A 21,539-nucleotide genomic window follows, 5' to 3' on the forward strand; every position below is an offset into this window, starting at 1 on the left:
AGGACTCTACCAGAGAAAATTACCCGATTCTCAAAAATAGAGATTCTGCCTCTTCATATCCGCGCGCAGGCACATCCGCATGGAGGAGTGCACCGGGCGGAGTCCTGGGGCCCTGGAGGGTTTGTTGTACTTTCGCCAGGCAGGCGTTGGACAAACCTTGTCGAGAACAGCGGCCAACTCCGCCGCGCTCTTTCACGGAAAGTGATTTGCCCAAAAAGAATAGGGGACCCCGGCGACGGATGCCGCCGAGGTCCCCGCGCTCATTCATCAGGAGACATCTTGGGGTGCGCTACTCGTACGTCTCGCCGCTGCTCCTCGCCGAGAGGGTGGGGCGGCCCTGGCCGAACAGGAAGCCCAGCTTGAACTGCCAAGTGCCCCCCGCGTTCACCGTCCCTCCCGCCGCCTGGTCGCCCGCGGTCACGGCGCCCGCGAACGGACGGGAGTAGGCGACCTCGGGCATCAGCCGGAAGCCCTCGCTGACGCGCAGCGCGTAGCCCACCGAGGCGCCTCCGCTCAGGTAGTTGAGGCTGGCGGAGCTGCCATCCGCGCCCGCCAGGAAGCGCGTGCCTTCCAGGCGAGGCCCGAGGACGAACTCCGAGCCCCCGCTCGTCTTGAAGCCGACCAACAGCGGAAGGGCCAGCCGGACATAGCCCACGTCGACCGGACCGGCGCCGCCGACGAATCCAGACAAGGAGGGCGCCAGCGAGACGGCCAGGGTGGGGTTCTCCGGGTTGGTGAACAGGTACTTGCCCTGCAACTCCACCAGGGAGGTGCCCAGGCGCGCTCCGAGGTCCAGGCGGTCGGTAACGCCGTAGCGCAAGGCGATATCGAATTGGGGCAGGTTGGCCGAGGCTTCCGTCCCAGTCTCGCTCTCGGCCACCGCGAGGTGGGCCAATCCCGGCTCCAGGGCGAACTGGAACTTGCCCGCTCCCAGCGTGTCCGCCGTCTGCACCTGGCTGATGGACGCACAACCACTTCCAAGCAGCCCCAGGGAGAGGGCCGCCGCCGCCATACGCAACTGCATCCGCATTGTTGAGTCCTTGTTCGAGGAGGCGAGATGAGTGACCCGGTGCCAGGCGCCAGGGGGTCGATTCCCCCGTGTGCCCGCTGTCGTGTCCGCCTCGCCCCGCTCATACGGCGAGCAGGCGGGCATATTCAGGGACACTCGATTTTTTTATTTCGGAGCCCGTAAGCCCCTCGCGGAGCGGATCGCCTGAGCCGCGAATATTCCGCCCCTGCTTTCGTCATGGCCGGCGCCTCGTTCCAGGATACTTCATGAGCAAAACCTTCACGTCCAGGAGCCTGGACATGATCCGCGTCGTCCTGGCGGATGATCATGTCCTGATCCGCGCGGGTCTCCGCCGCCTGCTGGAGTTCACCCCGGAACTGCACGTGGTGGGCGAGGCGGCCGATGGTCACGAGGCCCTGCGGCTCGTGGCCGGGTTGGATCCAGACATCGTGTTGATGGACGTGCGGATGCCGCGCCTTGGGGGACTGGAGGCCCTGCGCATGCTGAGGCACATGGACCCGGAGCGCCAGGTGGTGCTGATCTCCGCGTTCGATGACGACTCGGTGATAAGCGAGGCGTTGCGCCTCGGGGCGCGAGGCTTCCTGCGCAAGGACGTGACCCGGGACCAACTCGTCGGGGCGCTCCACCGGGTCGCGGCCGGCGAGATATTGCCTCCCCCTGGGATTTCCGAGCATGTGGCCAGCCGATTCTCGGAGCTGTCACGGGACTTTCCGCATGCGGAGGGCCACGAGGAACTCACCCGCCGGGAACTGGCCGTGCTGCGCCTCATCGCCCGGGGTCTGAGCAACCGGGAGATCGCCGAGGCACTGGGGACCGCCGAGGGCACGGTGAAAAATCATACGTCCCACATCCTCTCCAAGCTGGGGGTCCGGGACCGCATCCAGGCCATCCTCCGGGGCATGGAGATCGGTTGTCTCTGATGGATGTGCGTCGGCGTGGGTGTGTGGTGTCTGTGACTTCTGGCACATGCGCTCCTCGATGCGATGGGTATAGGTTTCACCAAGACACACACCTTTGGAGGATGCACCCATGCGCCACGTACTCGGAACGATTGCCGTTGGGATGATGTCATTGCTTGGCTCGTCGGCCCTGGCCGAGCTGCCTCCCGTCAAGAAAGCCACTGCCTTTTTCAACGGTTGTGACTATTCGATCCAGTCGCGGCCATTCGAGGGGCTGGCAGCGGGTCAGAGCCCCTGGATCTATTACAAGGTCGTCATTCAGCGTGAGCAGGGTCCCTATTGCTGGTTTCCGCCCGCGACCCTGGAGCTGTTGGACGTCGCTTACGAGCCGGAACTCGCGATCCTGGCCGATTACCAGGGAATCGCGGTGGCCTACGGCTGGACGACGTCCTCCCGGAGCACGGGTCTCTCGACTCGAATCCGCGTTGGGCGGGTGAACCCCTACGCATCGAACGCGGAAGCGTTGGAGATCACGAGGCAGTCGACGCTGGAAGCCTATCAATTCGCTTCTTCCACCTCGGGTCCTACCCCGGGCTCGCTCTATCTGGACCGGCTCACCTTCAACTATGGCAATCTCGAGGTGCGTGGCCGTCTGACGGGGAACTGGGTGGCGGCTCAAGAGTCCCCCTCCTCTGGGCCTATCAGTCTCCTCGAGGGAGACCACTTCATCGCCATCTATCCGGGCATCTTCTCCACGACGCAGCCGCCCCTCTTCGTGACCTACTGAGGGGGCGGGGGCGTTGACGCTCCTTGGGTCGGGGGTGTCAACGCCAGGGTTGGCGTATTACCCAAAGGGGGTTGCTCGGCGCGCCTTCACCCCAGGCGCGGCGGGGATGTTTGAAGCGCGGCTGCGGACTTGAGCCCGAACCTCATGAGGGGCGGAAGCGGCCGTCCGGCCCACGGTTACGCTCCACGTTGGAATCCCACTGGGTGTCACTCGCCTGGGACATCTTGTGGAGGGCGAACGCCGCGACACCCAGACCGAAGAGGAGTCCCCACACCGAAGTGTTCTCTTCCTTGGGTGGTGCGGGCGAAGGCGTGGCAGGCGGCGGAGAAGGGGCGGGTGCTTGGCGCGCGTGTTCCTCTTGTGCCGTGCGCCAGCGCTCCTTCATGTTCTCGAAGGCGAGCTTGGCGTCGTAGCGCTTCCGCGCGGCCGGATCACTCAGGACCTCATAGGCGGCGGTGATGGCCTTGAACCGCTCTTCCTTGAGCGGGTCTCCCGGGTGGTGATCCGGGTGGGTGTCCCGCGCGAGTTGGCGAAAGGCCTTCTTGATGTCGTCGGGGGTGGCGGTTGCGGTGATGTCTAACGTTTCATAATGAGACATAGAGGACTCCTTTTCCGGGGGGCGATGGGGCTTCTCAGCCGTCGTCTTGGGTGGCAATGAAGAGCGCTCCCACGGCGAGGACCAGCGCGGAGCCCCACAGCGCGGGCGTTTCGAAGAAATGCTCGATGGGATGGCGACGGGGATCCCACTCATCCCAATGCAGGAAGGCGCGTTGGCCGTTGACGCGCAGGTGGTAGCAGCCATCGCGCCGCGGCTTGCGGTAGTGGCGGCCCGCTCCAAGTCCGACGTGGGCTTCGTACTGACCACCGGCCAACAACCACCGGGCTTCGTGGAGACTCACTTCGAGTTCTACCTGCCGGGCGAGCGCGTCGACGCGCTGCTCCGCGAGCGAAAAGGACGTGAAGGGATTACCCCAAGCTGGGTGCGTGTATGTGTTGTTCATGGTACGCGACATGCTGCACGTAAGTCGGATTCGGGTCAATAACCCATGTGTGAATATTATGCGAGAATGGGTGCGAGATGTCGTACCTTCCCCGCAACTTGGCGGGGAGCGCGCCATGGTATGCTCCCCGAGGTGAGCCATGAGCCCTGAACGAGCGAAAAAGCCAAGCGAATCAGAGGTTTACGCGTTGGTGGTCGGCAAGATCATCGCCACGCTCCGGGTGCAGAAGGAGTGGTCGCAGGAGGAACTGGCACGGCGAGTGGGATTGACACAGTCGACGCTGTCGCGAATCGAGCGGGGGCAGGCGCACCCAGACCCCTTCACCTTCAAGAAGTTCGCGGAGGTGTTCGGGATGGGGGTGGAGGAGTTCCACACCCGGGTGAACGAGGCCATGGAGGCCACGAAGCGGGCGACCCAGGGAGCCACGAAGAAGGCCTCGGACTCGTCTCCCTGGTGGGAGGTGGCCATCGGGGTGGCTGGAATCGTGGGGCTGGTGGGCTTGGTGTCGTTCGCCGTGGCGGCCATCCTCGAGGAGCAGAAACCCGACGAGTCCGACGCGACGCCGCCCGATGCCTCTCCCCAACCTCCTGGTCCGAAGACGCCCGGAGGCGCCGGTGCCGCCGGGACGGCTGCTTCCGGACGTCCTCGGTCTTCCTGACGCCCGCGTTTACGGCCGCCCCAGCCTCGCGAGCGGGCCCGGCGGGAAAACCAAACGGCGTCAGGTGTGTATGAATCGATGTATGGTCGAGCAAAGGATCATCGTCATCGGCGGAGGCATCGGCGGGCTGTGTGCGGCGATTGCCCTGCGCAAGGCCGGGTGCGAGGTGGTGCTCTACGAGCGCGCCGGTGAGCTGCGTCAGGTGGGCGCGGGGCTCTCACTGTTGCCAAACGCGTTCCGCGCGCTGGAGACACTCGGACTGGCTCGGGAGGTCGCGGCCGTGGGCAAGCCCTGGCGAGAGACGCGCATCCACCGCTCAGATGGACGCGTCCTCGGCCACTTGCCCGTGGAGCCCTTGTGCCGGACCCTGGGCCAGTCGGCCGTGGTGATGTCCCGCGCGGAACTGCATGAGGTCTTGCTGCGAGCGCTCGGGCCTGACGTGCCGCGGCTTGGTGCCCGTTGCACGGGCTTCCGGGTTGAGGGGACGGGCGTGGTGGCGGAGTTCGAGGACGGCCGGCGTGAGCGTGGCGCCTGCCTCATCGGCGCGGATGGCTTGAACTCGATCATCCGCGGGCAGGTGGTGCCCGGTGTCACGCAGCGCTACAGCGGCCACAGTTCGTGGCGAGGCATGGTCGAGTTCGAGTCACCCGTTTTTCCGGAGGGCACTCTGTTCGAGGTGCTTGGGCGCGGCGCCCGCTTCGTGCTGTGCCACATCGGCCCTGGTGCCAGTGGGGCGAAGCGGGTGTATTGGGCCCTGCTGGCCAACACGCCCGCGGGTGGGCGCGACCCGGAGGGAGGGCGGAAGGCGTCCGTACTGAGCCGGGTGGGCGGATGGATGGCGCCGATCGAGGCGGTGGTCGAGGCCACGCCCGAGGAGGCCATTCTCCGCACGGATGTCAGTTGCATCGATCCGCTCGATCGCTGGGGCGAGGGGCCGGTGACGCTGCTGGGAGACGCAGCGCACGCGATGGTGACGGACATGGCGCAGGGCGCCTGCCAGGCGATAGAGGATGCCGTCGTGTTGGCCCAGTGTGTGCGGGAGGCGGACGACCTCGAGCGCGCCCTGCGGGCCTACGAGGCGCGCCGCCGCCCCCGTACCGCGGAACTAGCGCGGCTGAGTTGGAGGTCCGGCTCCCTCCGGTATGTGGAGGGGAGGGTCTCCACCTGGCTACGGGACACGCTGTTGCGGTGCGTGCCGTCCTCCTTGGTGGAGAAGCAGCTTCGCTACGTGGTCGGCTTTCCCTTCCTGGACGCCCAGGCCGGCCCTGGAAGCACCCCGTTCAGGGCCGAGTCATGGTTGAAGCGATGAGGAAGGCGTCACGCTCGCCCTTCTCATAGGGGGGCACCGGGGGCTGCAAATCGCCGGTCGTGTACCCGACGATGAAGATCTCCCCACACTGATCCACCGCCACGGCGTTCGGGTGATCATCTCCCTCGCTTCCCCACTGCCTGGTCGCGAGCCGTTCACCGTCCTTGTCGAACATCATCAGGAAGACGTCTTGCTGGCCCTTGTTCGCCAAGGGATCGTGCTCGAGCACTGAATCCAGTGTCTCGCCCACCACGATGATGTGGCCTTGGGTGTCAACCGTCATGTCCGTCACGAAGTCGGCGCCGGGGGAGCCATATTGCTTCGTCCAGAGGATCTCTCCGAGGGCTCCCTTTTCCGGATTCATGTTGAGCAACCGCAGCACCACGTCCTGTTCGCCGTGGGATTTCTCGCCCATGATCCCCATCGTGGCGCCGGCGATGAGCAGATTCCCATCGGGGAGGAACTGGGCGGCTTGGATCGTGTCCATGCTGATCGGCGATTGCCTCCAGACAGGACCGAGTTCACCCTCGCGGGTGTTGTCGAGCTTGCGCACGAACGCGCCCCGCTGAGGTCCAGCGCTGATGTTGCCCGTGACGTAGATTCCGCTATCGCGTTGGAGGTCCACGGCCAGGCCTCCCAGCGTGTCGGTGTAGGAGGTATCGAACGACTTCGTCCACGCCTGGGTGAGCGCCGGTCCGTTCGCGGACCGCTTCAATTTGGTCACGAAGGGGTCCTCCCACCGCTCGACGTAGTGGGTGCCCGAGGGCACGTAGAAGTCGTCGAATCCACTGACGATGAGGTCTCCCTGGGCGTCGAAGGCGAGCCGGTTCGGGTGCTGCGGGTAGCTCGTGCCGCCCTGGTACAGGATGACCTCCCGGTCGGAGCCATGGGGCCCCGCCACGTAGAAGTCCTGTTGCCCCTGGTGGGTGAACTCAGCGACAGCGCCGTGGGTTGGATTGAAGGAGCCCGTGGTGCGGCCGGTGAAGTAGAGATCGCCCGTGTCCGGATGGAACACCAGCGCATCGATGGTCTCGGTCGTGCCTGGAATGTCGATGATCTTGTCCTTGTGTGGGAGCAAGACCTGATCGGCCGTGTGAGCCATGTGAAACAGCACGCCTCTCGAGTCTCCCGAGGGATCGAATCGTGCCGCTCCGACATCGCCATTCTCATATCCGGCCAGGTAGAGCCTGCCCTTCGCGTCGAGCGCCACGTCCAGGAACTCCTCGCTCTTCTTCGTTCCGAACTGGAACCCCCACTCGGGTGTCTTGGCGGCCTCCGAAGGCGGTCGGAAGCATCCGGTGGGCGTCGTGCCGGAGTCGGGTGGTCCGTCCTGGGGGGGCTCGCCGGTTCCCCGCTCGCAGGCGGTCAGGGCCCACATCAAAAGCATGACACCCATCCGAACGAACATGATCGCGAACACTCCATTCATGGTGGGGAGCGAACCCCTCAGTGGGCACGCACCGACAGGGAGTACTGGCGCAGTTGGCCATCCCGTGTCCACGCCCGCAGCAGGGTCTGCCCTGGGCCCTTCGGCGTGACCCGGATCACATCCCCGATCGGAGGCTCCACGCCCACGATGCTCGAGTCGCCGAGGGTCAACCGCTCGACTTGTGGCAGGGTGAGGTCGACGGGCTCACCCATTCGCAGCTCGATGGACTCATTCTCCCGGGAGATCCACACGTCCTGGAGCGCGCTCCTCAGGGCCTCTCCGCCCACGAGCGCCAGGGAGAGGCCCACCCCCATGGCCACCACCGGCCCCCAACGAAACCGCGAGGGGACTCGGAGCGCCGCGAGCAGCGCGTCCAGGGAAGGGAAGCGGTCCTCGGGACGCAGCGCCAATCCCCGGTCGAGCGCGGCCCGCAGTGCCCTCGGCGGACGGGGGCTCCGGGGTCTGGGCATCCGCCGCCAGCGGGATCGCTCCTCGCGGGCCCGTGTGTCGAAGGGCCGCACGCCGTACAACGCCTCGTACAACGTCACGCAGAAGCTGAACTGGTCTCCGCGCGCATCCACCTCGCGACCCGCGAGTTGCTCGGGCGACATGTACGCGGGCGTGCCCGCCACCGCTTCCCCCTCGGTGCCCACCTCCGCATCGCGCACCAGCCCGAAGTCCGTGACGCGCGGCCGTCCATCCGCGCCCACCAGCACGTTGCCGGGCTTGAAGTCCCGGTGAACCAGCCCCGCGCGGTGCGCCGCCGCCAGTCCCTCTCCCGCCTGGAGCAGGATCGCGAGCACCTCGCGCCACGGCCGCTCGCGCGCCCTCAGCCACTCCGCCAGCGTCGGACCCTCCACGCGCTCCATCACCAGGAAGACGTGCTCGCCCTCCATACCCAGCTCGAAGAGCGGCAACACGTTGGGGTGCGCGAGCCGCGCCATCGCCTGGGCCTCGCGCACGAGCCGAGCCCGGGCCTCGTCTCCGCCCAATCCCGGCCGCAAGAGCTTGAGCGCCACCGTGCGCCCCAGCATGGGGTCCCTCGCCGCGTACACCACGCCCATGCCACCTTGTCCCAGCGTGCCCTCGAGCAGGTAGCGGCCGAGCGGATGGCCCGCGCGGAACAGGGGCGTCTCCGGGACGGCGGGCAGCGTGGGCGCTCCCGTCTCCAGGTGCGTGGGGGCGTTCGCCAGGTCGGGTTCCGAGTCCTCGGCCACCACCGCCAGGATGGCCCGGCACGCCGCGCACCCATCCAGGTGCCGTTCCAACTCCGGCGTGTTCACGGCGCCAGGGGCCCCATGGGCGAGCCCCACGAGCACGTTTTCATCCGGGCACTCGTCGGGCGCGCCCTCTCGCGATCGATGAAGCATGGGCTCCATCCTCGCAGGCACGCCCGCCGGAGGAAATCCCACGCCGGACTCACTCCTTGACGATGATCTCGTACGTCCGGCGCTTCCCGTCCTTCGACCAGACGGTGAAGGTCGTCTTGCCCACCTTCTCCCCGGTCATGTGGAAGACCGTCTTCGCCGAGTCGCCGGGGACGGAGACATTGAGGATTTCCGGATCCTGGATGCTCGAGCCGATGGCGTCCTTCGACTCCAGCTTCTTCGTCTCCCCCCGCTTCAGGGTGATGGTCTCCGAGGGGATGGCCAGGGCTTTCTTCGGGACGGGCGCCGACTGCTCCGCGCCCGCCGCCGTGCCGGCCATCACCACCGCCAGAACCGCGACCCTGCCCAGCTGCTTCTTCACGTCCATGAGAGTGTGCTCCTTGGGTTGCCTTCACCCCGAAGACACCTGCCCCCCCCGCGCCGTTGCACGGCGGCGAATAAAAAAGCGCGAGCGGCTCAGGAGCGGGTGGCCAGGAGCCCGGAAAGGCTCTGCTCCAGGTTCCCCGCCCCGTCGAGCAACACGCTGTGCAGCTCGCTCGGAGACAAGCGCAAGCGCTCGGCGAGCCGGACGCGGGTGCCCTCGAGCACGTCCTCGCGGGCCTGGGCGAGCCAGCGTGACACGGTGGACTTGTGGGTGCGGTACAGGGTGCCCAGTCGCTCCAGGCTCATTCCCTCCACGACGTGCAGGCGCAGCAGCATGCGCTCCCGCGTGGGCAGCGCGGCGAAGGCCTCGGCGAGCGCGGCCTGGAAGTCCGCCCGGTGACGCGCGTGCAGGGGTTCCCAGTGCGCGGCCTCGGCGCGAAGCGTGGCCTCGGCGAGAACTTCCTGCTCGGCGCGGGCCTGGCGTCCGGCGCCGCGGCGCGAGTTGAGGGCGGTGCGCACGGCGGCCGCGCGCAGCCACCCGGCGAGCGGTCCCTGGCCCAGGTACGCGGCGAGCCCTGGCGGACGCCCCGCCTCGGACAAGAGGAGCCGGGAGCGCAGGCGTTGCGCCACCTCGGCGGCGGCGTCGGCGTCCCGGAGCACGCGGGTGGCCGCGGCGGTCACCTTGGGAAAGAAGTGGGCTTCCAGGGCCGCCTGGGCCTCGGCGTCTCCCCGGACACACGCCGCCGCGAGGAAGAGCTCCCCGGTATGCATGGCGCGCAAGGCCTGCTCGAGTCCGGCATTCGGAGGCAGGCGCTCCGCGAGATATTCGACGAAGCGTTCGGCTTCCAAGGCGACGCGTGGCCATGACGCGCGCGCCTGGGTGATCACCGTCTCGAGCATCGCTTCCAGTTCGGAGAGCGAGGCGGGTTCGCCCATCCCGGGCCGCAGGCGGGAGATGAAGCGGGACGCGAGGGAGGGGAGGAAAGGCATCTCAGCGTTTGCTGACGGCGTGGAGGAAGCGTGCGTAGCCGATCTCGGCGGCGTTCTTCGTGAGCTCGATATTGACCCAGGCGACAACATCGCCGAACGGACGGTCCTGGAGGGGCCAGCGTGTCCGTTGCGTGGAGCGCAGGTCGTCGTCGGTGAGCGGGTCGAGCCTCGCCCGCCACTGTCCCTGGAGCTGGCCGATCCACGCGCGCACGTCGTCGGCACTGCCAGGCCACATCACGCCCTCGCGAGAGAGCGTCCCGTCGCCGAAGGAGTGGTCGAGCACCATGGACCACCAGAAGCCGAGGTGCCACGTCAGCCATGCGATGCTCGACGGGCCGATGTCATAGTCCTCGCGCTCTGGCCAGTCGGCGCGCCACCGTCCATCGGAGCCCGGATGCACGTGCAATCCCGCATGGGCAGGGCGCCACAAGCACTCCTCGGTGGTGAGCCCATTGAGGTGGAACTGGGTCAGCGCCCACGCTGTCTCAAACTGCCGGAGCAAGCAGTCACGCATCTCGTTGGCCATCCGCGGAGTGTACCCGCGGGAGCCTGCTCGCGTCTGGCTTGTTAGAGCGGCCGGCCGGTGGAGGCCTGAGACATGCGCACCGCGCGCTCCATCAGCTCGGTCTGGGCCCAGCGCTTCTCGCCCTCGGGGACGCGGCGCAGCCATTCTCCGTCCGCGCTGAGCGTCCACGCGTGGGTGTTCTCCGAGAGGCAGCGCTCGAGGATGTCGCGCACCTGGGCGATGAGCTGGGGCTCCTCCACGGGGGTGAGCGCCTCCACGCGGTGGTCGAGGTTGCGCGGCATGAGGTCCGCCGAGCCGATGTAGCAGCGCGTCTCGCCGCCGCGCTCGAAGACGTAGACGCGCGAGTGCTCCAGGAAGCGGCCCAGCGTGGAGACGACCCGGATGTTCTCGGAGACGCCCGGCACGAGCGGCCGCAGGCAGCAGATGCCCCGGATGTTGAGGTCCACCTTCACGCCCGCGCGCGAGGCGTCATAGAGCGCGTGGATGAGCACGGGGTCCACCAGCGCGTTCATCTTCATCTGGATGCGCGAGGGGTGCTCGGCCGAGTGCGCGGCGATGGTGCGGCGGATCTCCTCGTGCAGTCCCTCTCGCATGTTGATGGGCGCCACGAGCAGCTTGCGGAAGGACTTGGGCCGGGCGAAGCCGGTGAGGAAGTTGAACAGGTCGGCCACGTCCGCGCCGATGTCCGGATCCGTGGTGAACAAGCCCAGGTCCGTGTAGAGCCGGGCCGTCTTGGCGTTGTAGTTGCCCGTGCCCACGTGCACGTAGTGGCGCACCTTCTCGCCCTCGCGCCGGACGATCAGGATGGCCTTGGCGTGGGTCTTGAGTCCGGGGATGCCGTAGACGACGTGCGCTCCAGCCTCCTCCAGCGCGAGCGCCCAGCGGATGTTGGCGCGCTCGTCGAAGCGCGCCTTGAGCTCCACCATGCACACCGCCTGCTTGCCGCGCTCGGTGGCGCGGATGAGCGCGGGCACCAGCGGCGACTTGTCCGAGGTGCGGTACACCGTCTGCTTGATGGCGAGCACGTCCGGGTCCTCCACCGCCTCGGTGACGAAGCGCTCCACGGAGGTGGCGAAGGACTCGTACGGGTGGTGCACCAGCAGGGCGCCCCGGCGCATGGCGGACATCACCGTCGTTATCTCCCCGTCGTTCTCGGCCTGAAGGCGCGGCTGGGTGACGGGTGTCCACGGCGGATCCCTCAGCTCCGCGAAGCCGGGCGTGGCCACCAGGGACATCAGGTCCGACATGTCCAGCAGATCCTGCTCCTCGTAGAGCTGCCGGGGCTCGAGCGACAGGGCCTCCATCAACGGATCGAGCAGCTTGGGGTTCATCCCCGACTGCACTTCCAGGCGGATGACGTCGCCGAAGCGGCGCTGGCGCAGCTCCGTCTGCACCGCCACGAGCAGATCCTCCGCGTCCTCGGACACGGTGTAGTCCGCGTCCCGGGTGACGCGGAACAGGCCCCGGTCGAGCACTTCCATGCCGGGGAACAGATCTCCCAGGTGGTTGGCGATGACATCCTCGAGCAGCACGTAGGACGTGGTGCCCTTGAGAGGCACGAAGCGCGACAGCAACTCCTTGGGCACCTTCACCCGCGCCACGTTCTCCGTGTCCGTGACCGGATCCCTCAGGAGCACCGCCAGGCTCAGGGACAGGTTGGAGATGTAGGGGAAGTGTCGGCCGAGTCCGATGGCCAGCGGGGTGAGCACGGGGAAGATCTGCTCGCGGAAGCGCTGGTCCATCTGGGCGCGCGATTCGGCGTCCAGATCCTTCATGGCGAGGATGCGCAGGCCCTTCTCCGCGAGCGTGGGGCGCAGCTGGCGCTCGAAGCAGTCCGTGTGGCGCTTGCCCTGTTCCAGGATGCGCGCGTGCAGCTTGTCGAGCGTCTCGCCCGGGGTGGCGCCGTCGGGCACCAGGCGCGCCACGCGGTTGCCCACCTGCTCGTGCAGACGGGCCACGCGGATCATGAAGAATTCATCGAGGTTGCGCGCGTAGATGGCGCAGAACTTCACGCGCTCCATCAACGGCACCGAGGCGTCCTCGGCGAGCTGGAGCACGCGGTTGTTGAAGGCGAGCCAGGACAGCTCCCGGTTGAAGAACAGATCACTGTCCTGGATATCCGTCCCGGGAGGAATGACGTCCCGCTCCGCCGTGGGCTTGTGGGAGGTGGAGTTCTTGCTGGCTGCGCGCTTGGGCATGTCCGCTCTTTCGAGGAGACGGAGCGATGTAGCAGAACGCGACTGGCGTGATTGTGAACTGTGGGTTCGCCCTGTCTAGGAGGCGACGAGCCGCGTCATGGGCCGCCGCTGGGGGTGCACCGCCACCTCGTACTGATTGCCGTGCTCGTCCTGGCGGATGACGGCCCAGCCCTGGCGTGACGGGGTGCCGCGCGGTTCGACCGAGTAGGACTGGTTGGGGCTCCGAGTACCCATCAACCGGCTGAGGCACTCGGCATGGTCGCGCAGGGGCAGCACGCACTGGTCATGACGCTGGCCCCGCGCGTCCGTGTGGACGATGGCCCACCCATCCAGGGACAGGGGGTGCTGCATGTCCGCCCGCCACAGCACGTCGCGTGGGGACAGGCCCAGGTGCGCGAGCGCGTGGTCGACCTCCACGTGCTCCATCCAGAGCGACGCCTCGGGCGGCTCCTGGGCGGACTGCACGGGCATCTCGATGAAGAGCTCCAGACCGCATTCGCAGGTGGATTCCCACCGGTAGCGCGGCCCCATGCCATCGCCTTCCTCGTCGTGGACGAGGGGCTCGCCCAGGCGTTCTTCGAGGGCTGCTCGCGACACGCTCAGGGTGCAAGCGCGTTTCTGCGTCCTCGGGGGAACCAGGCTGCGGGTGGCGAGCGGCTTCATGGGATTTCTCCTCTTTCGGGGAAGGGAAATCTAGTCCTCGTCCAAGTACCCGCCAGGGGGGCAGGCGTGAGTTCTGTCCATTGGAGGAGAAGTCGCCGGAAAGAGGGCGACTTCCGTCTGTGAATGGACGCTGTCCTGCCCTTCAGGGCGAGCGGGTGAAGACCTCCGCGAACGACTGGCTCCGGCTGATCCGCAGTCCAGCCCAGTGGGTGGGCTCGACCACGGTAGGGGGGCAAGGGCGCCCGGCAAGCCCTCCCGAGCGGGACTTCGGCCTACTTCCCACCAGTACGCGATTGCGCTGGCTCCTTTCGTCCTGAATAAGACGAAGGAGCGCGGCGTCCGTGCGCGCTCACGCCAGGGGCCTCCATCGAGACCCGGCAAGAGGGGAGACACAATGTTTCAGAAGGGAAGTCGCGGGAGCATGCGCGTTCTGGGCGGCATGCTCGCGCTGGTGGCCTCGTTGGCCGCGCGAGAGGGCAGGGCACAAGAGGTGGAGAGCGCGTGGGCGCCGCCCCTTCGCGACAGTCCCGTCCTCCGCTTGGAGGACTCCTCCCGGTTCACCTTCCTGTCCACCCGGAACTCGGGCTACCCCCGGGTGGAGGGCAATCGCATCGTCCTCATCCCGGAGAACCGCTCGAACGCCGCCGCCGCCGTCTTCCTCAACGAGCCCGTGCGGCCGCCCTTCGCGGTGCAATTCGACTACAACACCTACAACCGCCGCGGGAGCGGCCCCTGGTCGGCCGGTGACGGACTGGTGCTGATGTTTGGCCGCAACACGCCGGGGCGCCGGGTGACGCTGCCCGCGGGCAGTGGCCGTGGATTCGTACCGGACGGGTCGGGCTATGGCGTGCACGTGACGCTCTATGGAGAGGATCGCGGTCTGGTCCTCACGGACGGCTCGGGTCGCGCGCTGGCCTCCAGGCGCAACCCCGCCGCCTATACCCATGATCGCTGGTCCACCCTGCGGGTCGAGGTGGAGCGCGACGGCATCCGGGTCTTCCTGGATGGCGCCATGCAGATCGACTGGAGGGGCCCGGTGAATGTCTCCGCCACGGCCCTGGGCATCGGGGCGGGCACGGGTGACGCCAACGCGCTGCATGCCATCCGGGATCTGCGCCTCACCCGGGAGCCGTCGCGTCCCCAGCCGCCGCCTCCTCCTCCCTCGATGCCGCCTCCGGGCCCTCCATCGGGCGGGAATCTCATCATCAATGGGGACTTCGAGCAGCCCGCGCTCGGCCGGGGCAACTTCCGCACCCTGCCTTCCCTCCCGGGATGGAATCGTTCGTCGGGGCGCTCCATCGAACTGCAGAACAACGTCGCGGGGAGCGCGGCCCAGGGTCAGCAATTCGTGGAGCTGGATGGGGAGGACAACACCACGCTCGTGCAGGAGATGATCCCCACCCGCGCGGGCACCGAGTACGAGCTGCGGCTGGCGTTCTCCGCGCGTCCGGGAACGGACGTCCGGGACAACGCGCTGGAGGTGCTGTGGAATGGCCGCTCCCAGGCGGTCCTGGAGGCCAGCGGCAAGAAGCTGAACGACACCGCGTGGACCTACGTGGTGTTGCGTGTCCGGGCCGAGGGTCCGACGTCCCGTCTGGAGCTGAGGGACGTGGGGCAGTCCAATGGCGTGGGCACCTACGTGGATGATGTGTCGTTGCGGCAGGTCTCGGGCGGTCCTCGCCGCTGAGCCGTCCGCCGCTCGATGTTCGCGGGCATTGCCTGTCCGCGAACATCGTCTTCCTCGCGCCTTGACTACATGGCGGCCCTGGAATCCAGATGGGCGGAATTCCCAGATCAGCGCCTCGTCGTGAAGGGAGACCGCATGAAGGTTGGAATCGTCGGACTGGGCCCCATGGGCAGCGCCATGGCCAGCCACCTGTTGAAGGCCGGGCACGAACTCACGGTCTGGAATCGTACGCCCGAGAAGGCGGAGCCCCTGCTGGCGCAAGGCGCCAGGCGTGTGGACACTCCCGCCGAGGTGGCGTCCCGGGTGGAGGCGGTGATCAGCTCGCTCGCCCATGACGCGGCGGTCGAGCAGGTCGTCCTCGGGGAGAAGGGCGTGGCCGAGGGGCTGGCTCCAGGCGTCGTCCACATCTCCACCAGCACCATTTCCCTCGCGCTCTCGGAGCGGATGGCGCGGGTGCACGCCCAGAAGGGGCAGGCCTACGTGGCCGCGCCGGTGTTGGGACGTCCTCCCGCCGCCGCTCAGGGAAAGCTGTTCGTGATGGCGGCGGGCGACCCGGGGGCGCTCGCCTCGGTGCGTCCGTTGCTGGAGGGACTGGGGCAGCGGCTCTTCGTGGTGGGTGAGCGCCCGGAACAGGCCAACCTGCTCAAGCTCTGCTGCAACTTCCTCATCTACACCACCATCGAGCAGCTGGGCGAGCTCTTCGCCCTCACCGAGAAGGGGGGCCTGGATCGCGCCCAGGTCTTCGAGGTGCTGACCGGGAGTTTCTTCAACGCCCCGGTGCACAAGAACTACGGCCGGTTGATCGTGGATCGTGCCTACGACACGCCGGGCGCCCCGGTGCGGCTGGGCGCCAAGGACACGCGTCTGGTGTTGGAGGCGGGAGAGGCCCTGTCGGTGCCCCTGCCGTTCGCCTCGGTGATGCGCGATCGCTTCGTGTCCGCCCTGGCCCAGGGCGAGGCGGAGCTGGATTTCGCCGTCCTCGCCCGGCATGTCGCACGGGATGCCGGGCTGAAGGAGTGAGCGGGCCGAGGAGGCCTACGCCGTGGCGGCGCGCACGACCTGGATCAGCTGTCCGGAGTCGATGAGCTCGCAGACGGCCTCGATGTCGCGGTGGATCTCCCGATCCTTCTCCAGGGTGGGCACGCGGCTGCGCACCAGCTCGTGCGCGGCGCGAGGCCCCCGGCCCGCCTTCACCGGCAGCCGGTAGTCGAGCGCCTGGCTCGCCACGAGCAATTCGATGGCGAGGCACGTGCGGGTGAAGTCCGCCACCTGCCGGCCCTTGAGCGCCGCGGTCATGCCCATGGACACGTGATCCTCGCGGCCCGCGGACGAGGGGATGGAGTCCACCGAGGCGGGGTGGCAGAGCACGCGCGACTCGGCGACCAGGGCCGCGCTCGTCACCTGGGCGATCATGAAGCCCGAGTTGAGCCCCGGGTTCTTCGCGAGGAAGGGGGGCAGGTTGGACAGGGCCGGGTTGACGAGCTGCTCCACGCGCCGCTCGCTGATGGAGGACAGCTGGGTGAGCGCCATCGCCGTCACGTCCATGGCGAGCGAGAGGGGCTGGCCGTGGAAGTTGCCGCCCGACAGGATGTGGCCCGTGTCCACGAAGACGAGCGGGTTGTCGGTGGCGCTGTTGACCTCGACCTCGAGGATGCGCCGGGCGAAGGCGAGTCCCTCGCGCGCCGCGCCGTGCACCTGGGGCATGCAGCGCAGGGAGTAGGGGTCCTGCACCTTGCTGCAGTTGACGTGCGTCTCCACCAGATCGCTCCCGGCGAGCAGCCGCAGCAGGTGGGCGGCGCAGGCCTTCTGGCCCTCGTGCGGGCGCACGTCGTGGATCTCCGGAAGGAAGGGCTTGTGGCTGCCGAGCAGCCCCTCGAGCGTCATGGAGCCGGCGATGTCCGCCACCAGCGCGAGCGTCTCGGCGCGCAGTTGCAGCAGCGTGCCCACGGCGCACATGGCCTGGGTGCCGTTGACGAGCGCCAGGCCCTCCTTGGCCTCGAGCACCACGGGCCGCAGGCCGGCGCGCTCCAGGGCCTGCCGGGCGGGCATGCGCTGGCCCTGGTAGAAGGCCTCGCCCTCGCCGATGAAGACGAGCGCCAGGTGCGCGAGCGGCGCCAGGTCTCCCGAGGCGCCCACGCTGCCGCGCTCGGGCACCACCGGCACCACGCCCTTGTTGAGCATGTCGAGCGCCAGTTGCAGCGTCTCCAGGCGGATGCCGGAGAAGCCCTTGGCGAGGACGTTGCAGCGCAAAAGAAGGAGGGCTCGCGCCTCGGGCAGGGGCAGGGGAGTGCCCACGCCGGCCGCGTGCGAGAGGATGAGGTTGCGCTGCAGCTCGGCCAGGTCCTTCTTGTCGATGCGCACCTCGGCCAGGGTGCCGAAGCCGGTGTTGATGCCGTAGGCGGGCGTGTCGCCGGCCGCTACCTTCTCCACGAGCTCCCGCGAGGCCCGGACGCACTCCTGCGCCTCGGGTGAGAGTTCCACGGTCACCTCGTCACGGGCGACCTGGAGGATTTCCTCCAGCCGGAGGGTGTCTCCATCGATCAGAAGGCGGGGACGGTACATGTCGAGATGCTCCAGAAAGGCTCGAGGCGGGGAGGCCCGCCCGAGGGCCCCCTCTTACCGCAACAAACCGCGCTCCGCAGCCTGTCCCGCTCCGGGAGCTTTTGACAGCCGGGGGCCCGCGTCATTACGGTGACGCACCGCTTCAGGAGGAAGCAGCCAAGGTGGCCTTGATCGTTCAGAAGTACGGCGGCACGTCCGTCGGCGACACGGAGCGCATGAAGAACGTGGCCCGTCGCTGTATCGCGGCCCAGAAGGCGGGACACGACGTGGTGGTGGTGGTGTCCGCCATGTCCGGCGAGACCAATCGCCTGCTCAAGCTCGTCTCCCAGATCACCGACCGGCCCAACGAGCGCGAGCAGGATGTGGTCGTGGCCACGGGCGAGCAGGTGTCCATCGGGCTCGTGGCGCTGGCCATCCAGGCCCAGGGCGCCCAGGCCACGAGCTTCATGGGCCACCAGGTGCAGATCGTCACCGACAGCACCTTCGCCAAGGCGCGCATCAAGCGCATCGAGGCGGAGAAGATCGTCGAGGCGCTCAAGCAGAAGCACATCGTGGTGGTGGCTGGTTTCCAGGGACAGGACGAGCAGGGCAACGTCACCACGCTGGGACGCGGCGGCTCGGACACCACGGCGGTGGCGCTGGCCGCGGCGCTCAAGGCGGACGCGTGCGAGATCTACACGGACGTGGATGGCGTCTACACGACCGACCCCAACATGTGCCCCGGAGCGCGCAAGCTCGATCGCGTCTCGTACGAGGAGATGCTGGAGCTGGCGAGCCTGGGCGCCAAGGTGCTGCAGATCCGCTCGGTTGAATTCGCGATGAAGTACAAGGTGCCGCTCTGGGTGAAGAACTCCTTCACGGAGGACCCGGGCACGCTGGTGTGTGAGGAGGACAAGTCGATGGAGAACCTGGTTGTCAGCGGCATCGCCTACGACAAGAACGAGGCGAAGCTCGCCATCAGCGGCGTGCCGGACATGCCCGGCGTGGCGGCGAAGATCTTCGGAGTGCTCGACGCGCAGAACATCGTGGTGGACATGATCGTCCAGACGGCCTCGCGGGATGGGCGCACGGATGTGTCCTTCACGGTGGGCAAGACGGACCTGGTCAAGGCGCGCGAGGTGCTCGAGCGCGTGGCCCGGGAGATCGAGGCGGGCGGGGTGGAGACGGACGGCGACGTGGCCAAGATCTCCATCGTCGGCGTGGGCATGCGCAACCACTCGGGCGTGGCCGCCAAGATGTTCCAGGTGCTCTCCCAGGAGGGCATCAACATCCAGCTCATCTCCACGTCGGAGATCAAGGTCACCTGCCTCATCCAGTCGAAGTACACGGAGCTGGCGGTGCGCTCGCTGCACACGGCGTTCGGCCTGGACAAGCCGCCCTCGGCGAGCTGAGTGATGAATCGGACTGGCGCGCTCGCGGTGGCCGCGCTCGGGCTCCTGGGCCTGGGCGTGGTGGCGCGTGTGCGCTGGCCCGATTCCGCGCCCGCCCTGGACTGCGCGCCGGACGCGGTGCGGATGGTGGACGGCGTGGCCCACTGCGGTGAGGGCAGCGCGCCGTCCGCCGCGCAGCGGCTGTTGCTCGGCCAGAAACTGGACCTCAACCAGGTGTCCGAGGCGGATCTCGCCAGGGTGCCGGGCGTGGGGGCCTCGCTTGCCCACCACCTCGTCCAGCGGCGCCAGGAGCGGGGCCCGTTCGCCTCGTGGAGCGACGTCGCCTCGGTGCCCGGGGTGGGACCGGCCCGGCTACAGACCCTGCGAGCGACAGTGGAACTCCGGTAGGAGCCAGGGCCCCGAGGCGTGTGATAAGCACGCGACGTGGAGATCGCCTGCCCCCAGTGCTCGATGAAGTACGCGCTCGACCCTCGGCTGTTGCCGCCCGGGGGTGTTCCGGTGCAGTGCACCCGTTGCAGCCACGTGTTCATCGCCGGAACGCCCGAGCCCGCCCCCCGGCCGGCCGCGAAGCCCGCGCCGAAGCCGGCCCCGGCGCGTCCCCCGAGCGCGGTGAACTCCACCCTGCTGTACGGCGCGAACAACTCGAACCATCCGAACCCCGATACCGGCGGTGCGCCGATTCCCACGGGCACCCAGGTGTTCGGCATGGCGCCCCAGACGCCCCAGGTTCCCTCGATCGCGCCCGTGGCCGCTCCCAAGGCTCCGCCCGCCGCGGCACGCCCCTCGGCCGTGGCGTTGAAGACACAGACCTTTGGCGCGGTCCCCCAGCCCACGCCCGCCGTCGCGAAGGCGGCTCCCCCGGCGGCCGGTAGACCCCCGGCGGGCGCGGCCCCTCCACCAACCGGCAAACCTCCCATGGGAGCGCCTCCGCCCCAGACAGCTGGCAAACCCCCCGTGGGAGCACCTCCGCCCCAGACGACTCAGGTGTTCGGCGCGGTGCCTCCGCCGGCTCCCGCGCCCAAGCCCCAGGGCAGGGTGCCCCCCGTCGCTGGAACTTCTCCTTCCGTGCCGGGTGCCCGCCCCACGCCCGCCCGGCCCTCGGGGACGCCTCCCCAGCCCATGGCCGCCGCGAAGCCTCCGGTGAAGACGGAGGACGTGCCCTGGGGCCCGGAACCGGTGGGGACCTCTCCCTTCACGGTCACGGCTTCTCCGCTCATGGGTCTTCCCCAGGGGGCCCTGCGCACCGAGCCCCTGGACGAGCCTTCCGCCCAGGTCTTTTCCCAACCTCCGGGTCTGCTGCCCCGGCACGCGGCTCCGGAGCGCATTCCTCCGGAGCCGGAGCCCCTGCTCCCCGAGCCGAGCATCGGGGTCGCCGCGACGACGCCCATCGAGCTGCCCGACGAGATCCTCAACCAGTTGAACCGTCCGCTCTCGGAGCTGATGGCGGAGGAGGAGCCGCTGCCCCGGGAGCCACTGCCCCGGGAGCCGCCGCTTCAGGGCGGCCCCACGCCCGCCCTGTCCAAGCCGCTCGAGCTGCCACCGGAGTTGATCGAGAACGCGGGCAAGCCCGCCCGGGATGACACCCAGGACAAGCTCAAGGCGAAGCGCCTCAAGCGCCGGGCCTTGCTCATCGGGGGCGGCGTGCTCGTGATTGGCCTGACGGCCGTGCTGTCCTCGCCCTCCTTTCGCGCGAAGTCCGATGTCCTGCCGCCCGCCACGCAAGAGGCCCGGGAGAAGGCCGTGGCGCTGCTGCGGCGCGATGACGCCACCTCCCAGGAAGAGGCCCTCACCCAGCTGAAGATCCTCTCGGCCGAGCACCCCCAGAACGTGGAGTTGCTGGCGGAGGTGGGCATCGCGCTCGCGCTGCATCTGGACGACACCCAGGTCCGGGTGAAGACCTTCCAGGCGATGGAGAAGCGGTTGCGCGCGCGCATCAACAGACTCACCGTCTCCCAGACCCCGGCGGACTGGCGCAGCCGCGTCAACACCATGAACGAGGAGCTGGCCGTCATCCAACAGCGGGTGGTTCCGCTCGATGAGCGGAGCAAGGATCTGTCGAAGGACGCGGTGCAGGCCATCAAGAAGCTGGACTCGATTCCCCGGGAGGAGTCTCCACGGGACGCGCTCGCCCGTCTGCGCGCGCGCGCCCTGATGAACGGCGCGCTGGGCGGGATGGACGCCCCCGCGCTGGCCGTGAAGCTGGCCCAGGCGGAACTGCGCGATTGGAGCGCGTTGGCCATGGCCGAGTTCGCCCTCCACGAGACGCCTCCGTCGCGGACCCAGCTCCAGAACGCCGTCTCCGCGATGGAGCGGATGATGGAGAGCAACCGGACCTACCTGCGCCCCTATGTCCTGGGCGCCCGCCTCGCGCTGATGCGGGATCAGCCCGCCGCGGCGCAGGCGCTGTTGGAGACCGTCATCACCCTCAACCCGAAGCACGAGCTGGCCCAGCAGTTGCTCGACTACGCCCGGGTGTTGGAGGAGCCGGAGCCCGAGCCGCTTCCCCAGCCCAAGCGCCAGCTCCCGCCGGGAGCACCCGACACCGGCAACGCCCCCGCCGCGCCCGTTCCCGAGGGCACCTCCGGTTCCTCCGGGCCCTGAGCGGTACCGGGCACGGGTGTGTGCGCACCCTGGGCTCGGGTACCCATTGACGGTACG

The 21,539-nt window shown here is 68.3% G+C and carries 20 protein-coding genes; 9 read left to right on the forward strand and 11 right to left on the reverse strand.

Annotated features, from left to right (window positions below):
- Positions 1-289 precede the first annotated feature (289 nt).
- Complete coding sequence (locus MEBOL_RS33835) at positions 290-1,024, reverse strand: hypothetical protein (protein WP_245919083.1); 735 nt, start codon at positions 1,022-1,024, stop codon at positions 290-292.
- 251 nt (positions 1,025-1,275) lie between these two features.
- Here MEBOL_RS33835 and MEBOL_RS33840 point away from each other — a divergent pair, with 251 nt between their 5' ends.
- On the forward strand, positions 1,276-1,950 hold the full coding sequence (locus MEBOL_RS33840) for a response regulator (RefSeq protein WP_245919085.1): 675 nt from the start codon (positions 1,276-1,278) through the stop codon (positions 1,948-1,950).
- A gap of 109 nt (positions 1,951-2,059) precedes the next feature.
- Complete coding sequence (locus tag MEBOL_RS33845; RefSeq protein WP_095981298.1) at positions 2,060-2,716, forward strand: hypothetical protein; 657 nt, start codon at positions 2,060-2,062, stop codon at positions 2,714-2,716.
- 142 nt (positions 2,717-2,858) lie between these two features.
- Here the strand turns inward: MEBOL_RS33845 and MEBOL_RS33850 are convergent, their stop codons facing one another.
- A complete protein-coding gene (locus MEBOL_RS33850) occupies positions 2,859-3,371 on the reverse strand; it encodes a J domain-containing protein (RefSeq protein ID WP_245919087.1) in 513 nt (170 codons plus the stop codon).
- Positions 3,349-3,717 carry a hypothetical protein gene (locus MEBOL_RS33855; RefSeq protein ID WP_157823824.1) on the reverse strand — a complete coding sequence of 123 codons (369 nt, stop codon included), beginning with the start codon at positions 3,715-3,717 and terminating at the stop codon, positions 3,349-3,351. Before MEBOL_RS33855 ends, MEBOL_RS33850 begins: the two co-directional genes overlap by 23 nt.
- 190 nt (positions 3,718-3,907) lie before the next feature.
- Between MEBOL_RS33855 and MEBOL_RS33860 the strand changes: the two genes are divergently transcribed.
- Positions 3,908-4,375, forward strand: a complete 468-nt coding sequence (locus MEBOL_RS33860) for a helix-turn-helix domain-containing protein (RefSeq protein ID WP_170115649.1) — start codon at positions 3,908-3,910, stop codon at positions 4,373-4,375.
- 82 nt (positions 4,376-4,457) lie between these two features.
- The gene (locus tag MEBOL_RS33865; protein ID WP_157823825.1) at positions 4,458-5,684 is read left to right on the forward strand and encodes an FAD-dependent monooxygenase; all 1,227 of its coding nucleotides are present in this window, start codon (positions 4,458-4,460) and stop codon (positions 5,682-5,684) included.
- Here MEBOL_RS33865 and MEBOL_RS33870 read toward each other — a convergent pair.
- The 7 genes from MEBOL_RS33870 to MEBOL_RS33900 form a co-directional block, all read right to left on the reverse strand.
- Positions 5,656-7,092, reverse strand: a complete 1,437-nt coding sequence (locus MEBOL_RS33870) for a hypothetical protein (RefSeq protein WP_245919089.1) — start codon at positions 7,090-7,092, stop codon at positions 5,656-5,658. The two genes, MEBOL_RS33865 and MEBOL_RS33870, sit on opposite strands and share 29 nt — an antisense overlap.
- A gap of 38 nt (positions 7,093-7,130) precedes the next feature.
- Complete coding sequence (locus MEBOL_RS33875) at positions 7,131-8,483, reverse strand: serine/threonine-protein kinase (protein ID WP_095983165.1); 1,353 nt, start codon at positions 8,481-8,483, stop codon at positions 7,131-7,133.
- A gap of 49 nt (positions 8,484-8,532) precedes the next feature.
- Positions 8,533-8,868 (reverse strand): pilus assembly protein N-terminal domain-containing protein, encoded by a 336-nt coding sequence (locus MEBOL_RS33880; RefSeq protein WP_095981303.1) that lies wholly within the window; start codon positions 8,866-8,868, stop codon positions 8,533-8,535.
- 89 nt (positions 8,869-8,957) lie between these two features.
- Entirely contained in the window at positions 8,958-9,854 is an 897-nt protein-coding gene (locus tag MEBOL_RS33885) for a sigma-70 family RNA polymerase sigma factor (protein WP_157823826.1), read from the reverse strand.
- 1 nt (position 9,855) lies between these two features.
- Positions 9,856-10,380: a DinB family protein gene (locus MEBOL_RS33890; RefSeq protein WP_095981305.1), complete on the reverse strand. Its 525-nt coding sequence runs from the start codon at positions 10,378-10,380 to the stop codon at positions 9,856-9,858.
- Positions 10,381-10,421: 41 nt separating this feature from the next.
- On the reverse strand, positions 10,422-12,578 hold the full coding sequence (gene ppk1, locus MEBOL_RS33895) for a polyphosphate kinase 1 (RefSeq protein WP_095981306.1): 2,157 nt from the start codon (positions 12,576-12,578) through the stop codon (positions 10,422-10,424).
- Positions 12,579-12,653: 75 nt separating this feature from the next.
- Entirely contained in the window at positions 12,654-13,241 is a 588-nt protein-coding gene (locus tag MEBOL_RS33900; RefSeq protein WP_095981307.1) for a hypothetical protein, read from the reverse strand.
- 421 nt (positions 13,242-13,662) lie between these two features.
- Between MEBOL_RS33900 and MEBOL_RS33905 the strand changes: the two genes are divergently transcribed.
- The gene (locus MEBOL_RS33905; protein WP_245919091.1) at positions 13,663-14,928 is read left to right on the forward strand and encodes a hypothetical protein; all 1,266 of its coding nucleotides are present in this window, start codon (positions 13,663-13,665) and stop codon (positions 14,926-14,928) included.
- A gap of 69 nt (positions 14,929-14,997) precedes the next feature.
- On the forward strand, positions 14,998-15,948 hold the full coding sequence (locus MEBOL_RS33910; RefSeq protein WP_157823827.1) for an NAD(P)-dependent oxidoreductase: 951 nt from the start codon (positions 14,998-15,000) through the stop codon (positions 15,946-15,948).
- Between the two features lie 15 nt (positions 15,949-15,963).
- Here the strand turns inward: MEBOL_RS33910 and hutH are convergent, their stop codons facing one another.
- The gene (gene hutH, locus MEBOL_RS33915; protein ID WP_095981310.1) at positions 15,964-17,490 is read right to left on the reverse strand and encodes a histidine ammonia-lyase; all 1,527 of its coding nucleotides are present in this window, start codon (positions 17,488-17,490) and stop codon (positions 15,964-15,966) included.
- Between the two features lie 161 nt (positions 17,491-17,651).
- Here hutH and MEBOL_RS33920 point away from each other — a divergent pair, with 161 nt between their 5' ends.
- Genes MEBOL_RS33920 through MEBOL_RS43860 form a run of 3 tightly spaced genes read left to right on the forward strand, consistent with a single transcriptional unit; the run spans position 17,652 to position 21,482 of the window.
- Positions 17,652-18,881, forward strand: coding sequence for an aspartate kinase (locus MEBOL_RS33920; protein WP_095981311.1), 1,230 nt, complete (start codon positions 17,652-17,654; stop codon positions 18,879-18,881).
- 3 nt (positions 18,882-18,884) lie between these two features.
- The gene (locus tag MEBOL_RS33925; protein WP_245919093.1) at positions 18,885-19,268 is read left to right on the forward strand and encodes a ComEA family DNA-binding protein; all 384 of its coding nucleotides are present in this window, start codon (positions 18,885-18,887) and stop codon (positions 19,266-19,268) included.
- Between the two features lie 36 nt (positions 19,269-19,304).
- On the forward strand, positions 19,305-21,482 hold the full coding sequence (locus MEBOL_RS43860; RefSeq protein ID WP_157823828.1) for a zinc-ribbon domain-containing protein: 2,178 nt from the start codon (positions 19,305-19,307) through the stop codon (positions 21,480-21,482).
- Positions 21,483-21,539 lie beyond the last annotated feature (57 nt).

Origin of the sequence: Melittangium boletus DSM 14713, from assembly GCF_002305855.1 — a bacterium.
In the GTDB taxonomy this organism is placed as follows: Bacteria; Myxococcota; Myxococcia; order Myxococcales; family Myxococcaceae; genus Cystobacter; species Cystobacter boletus.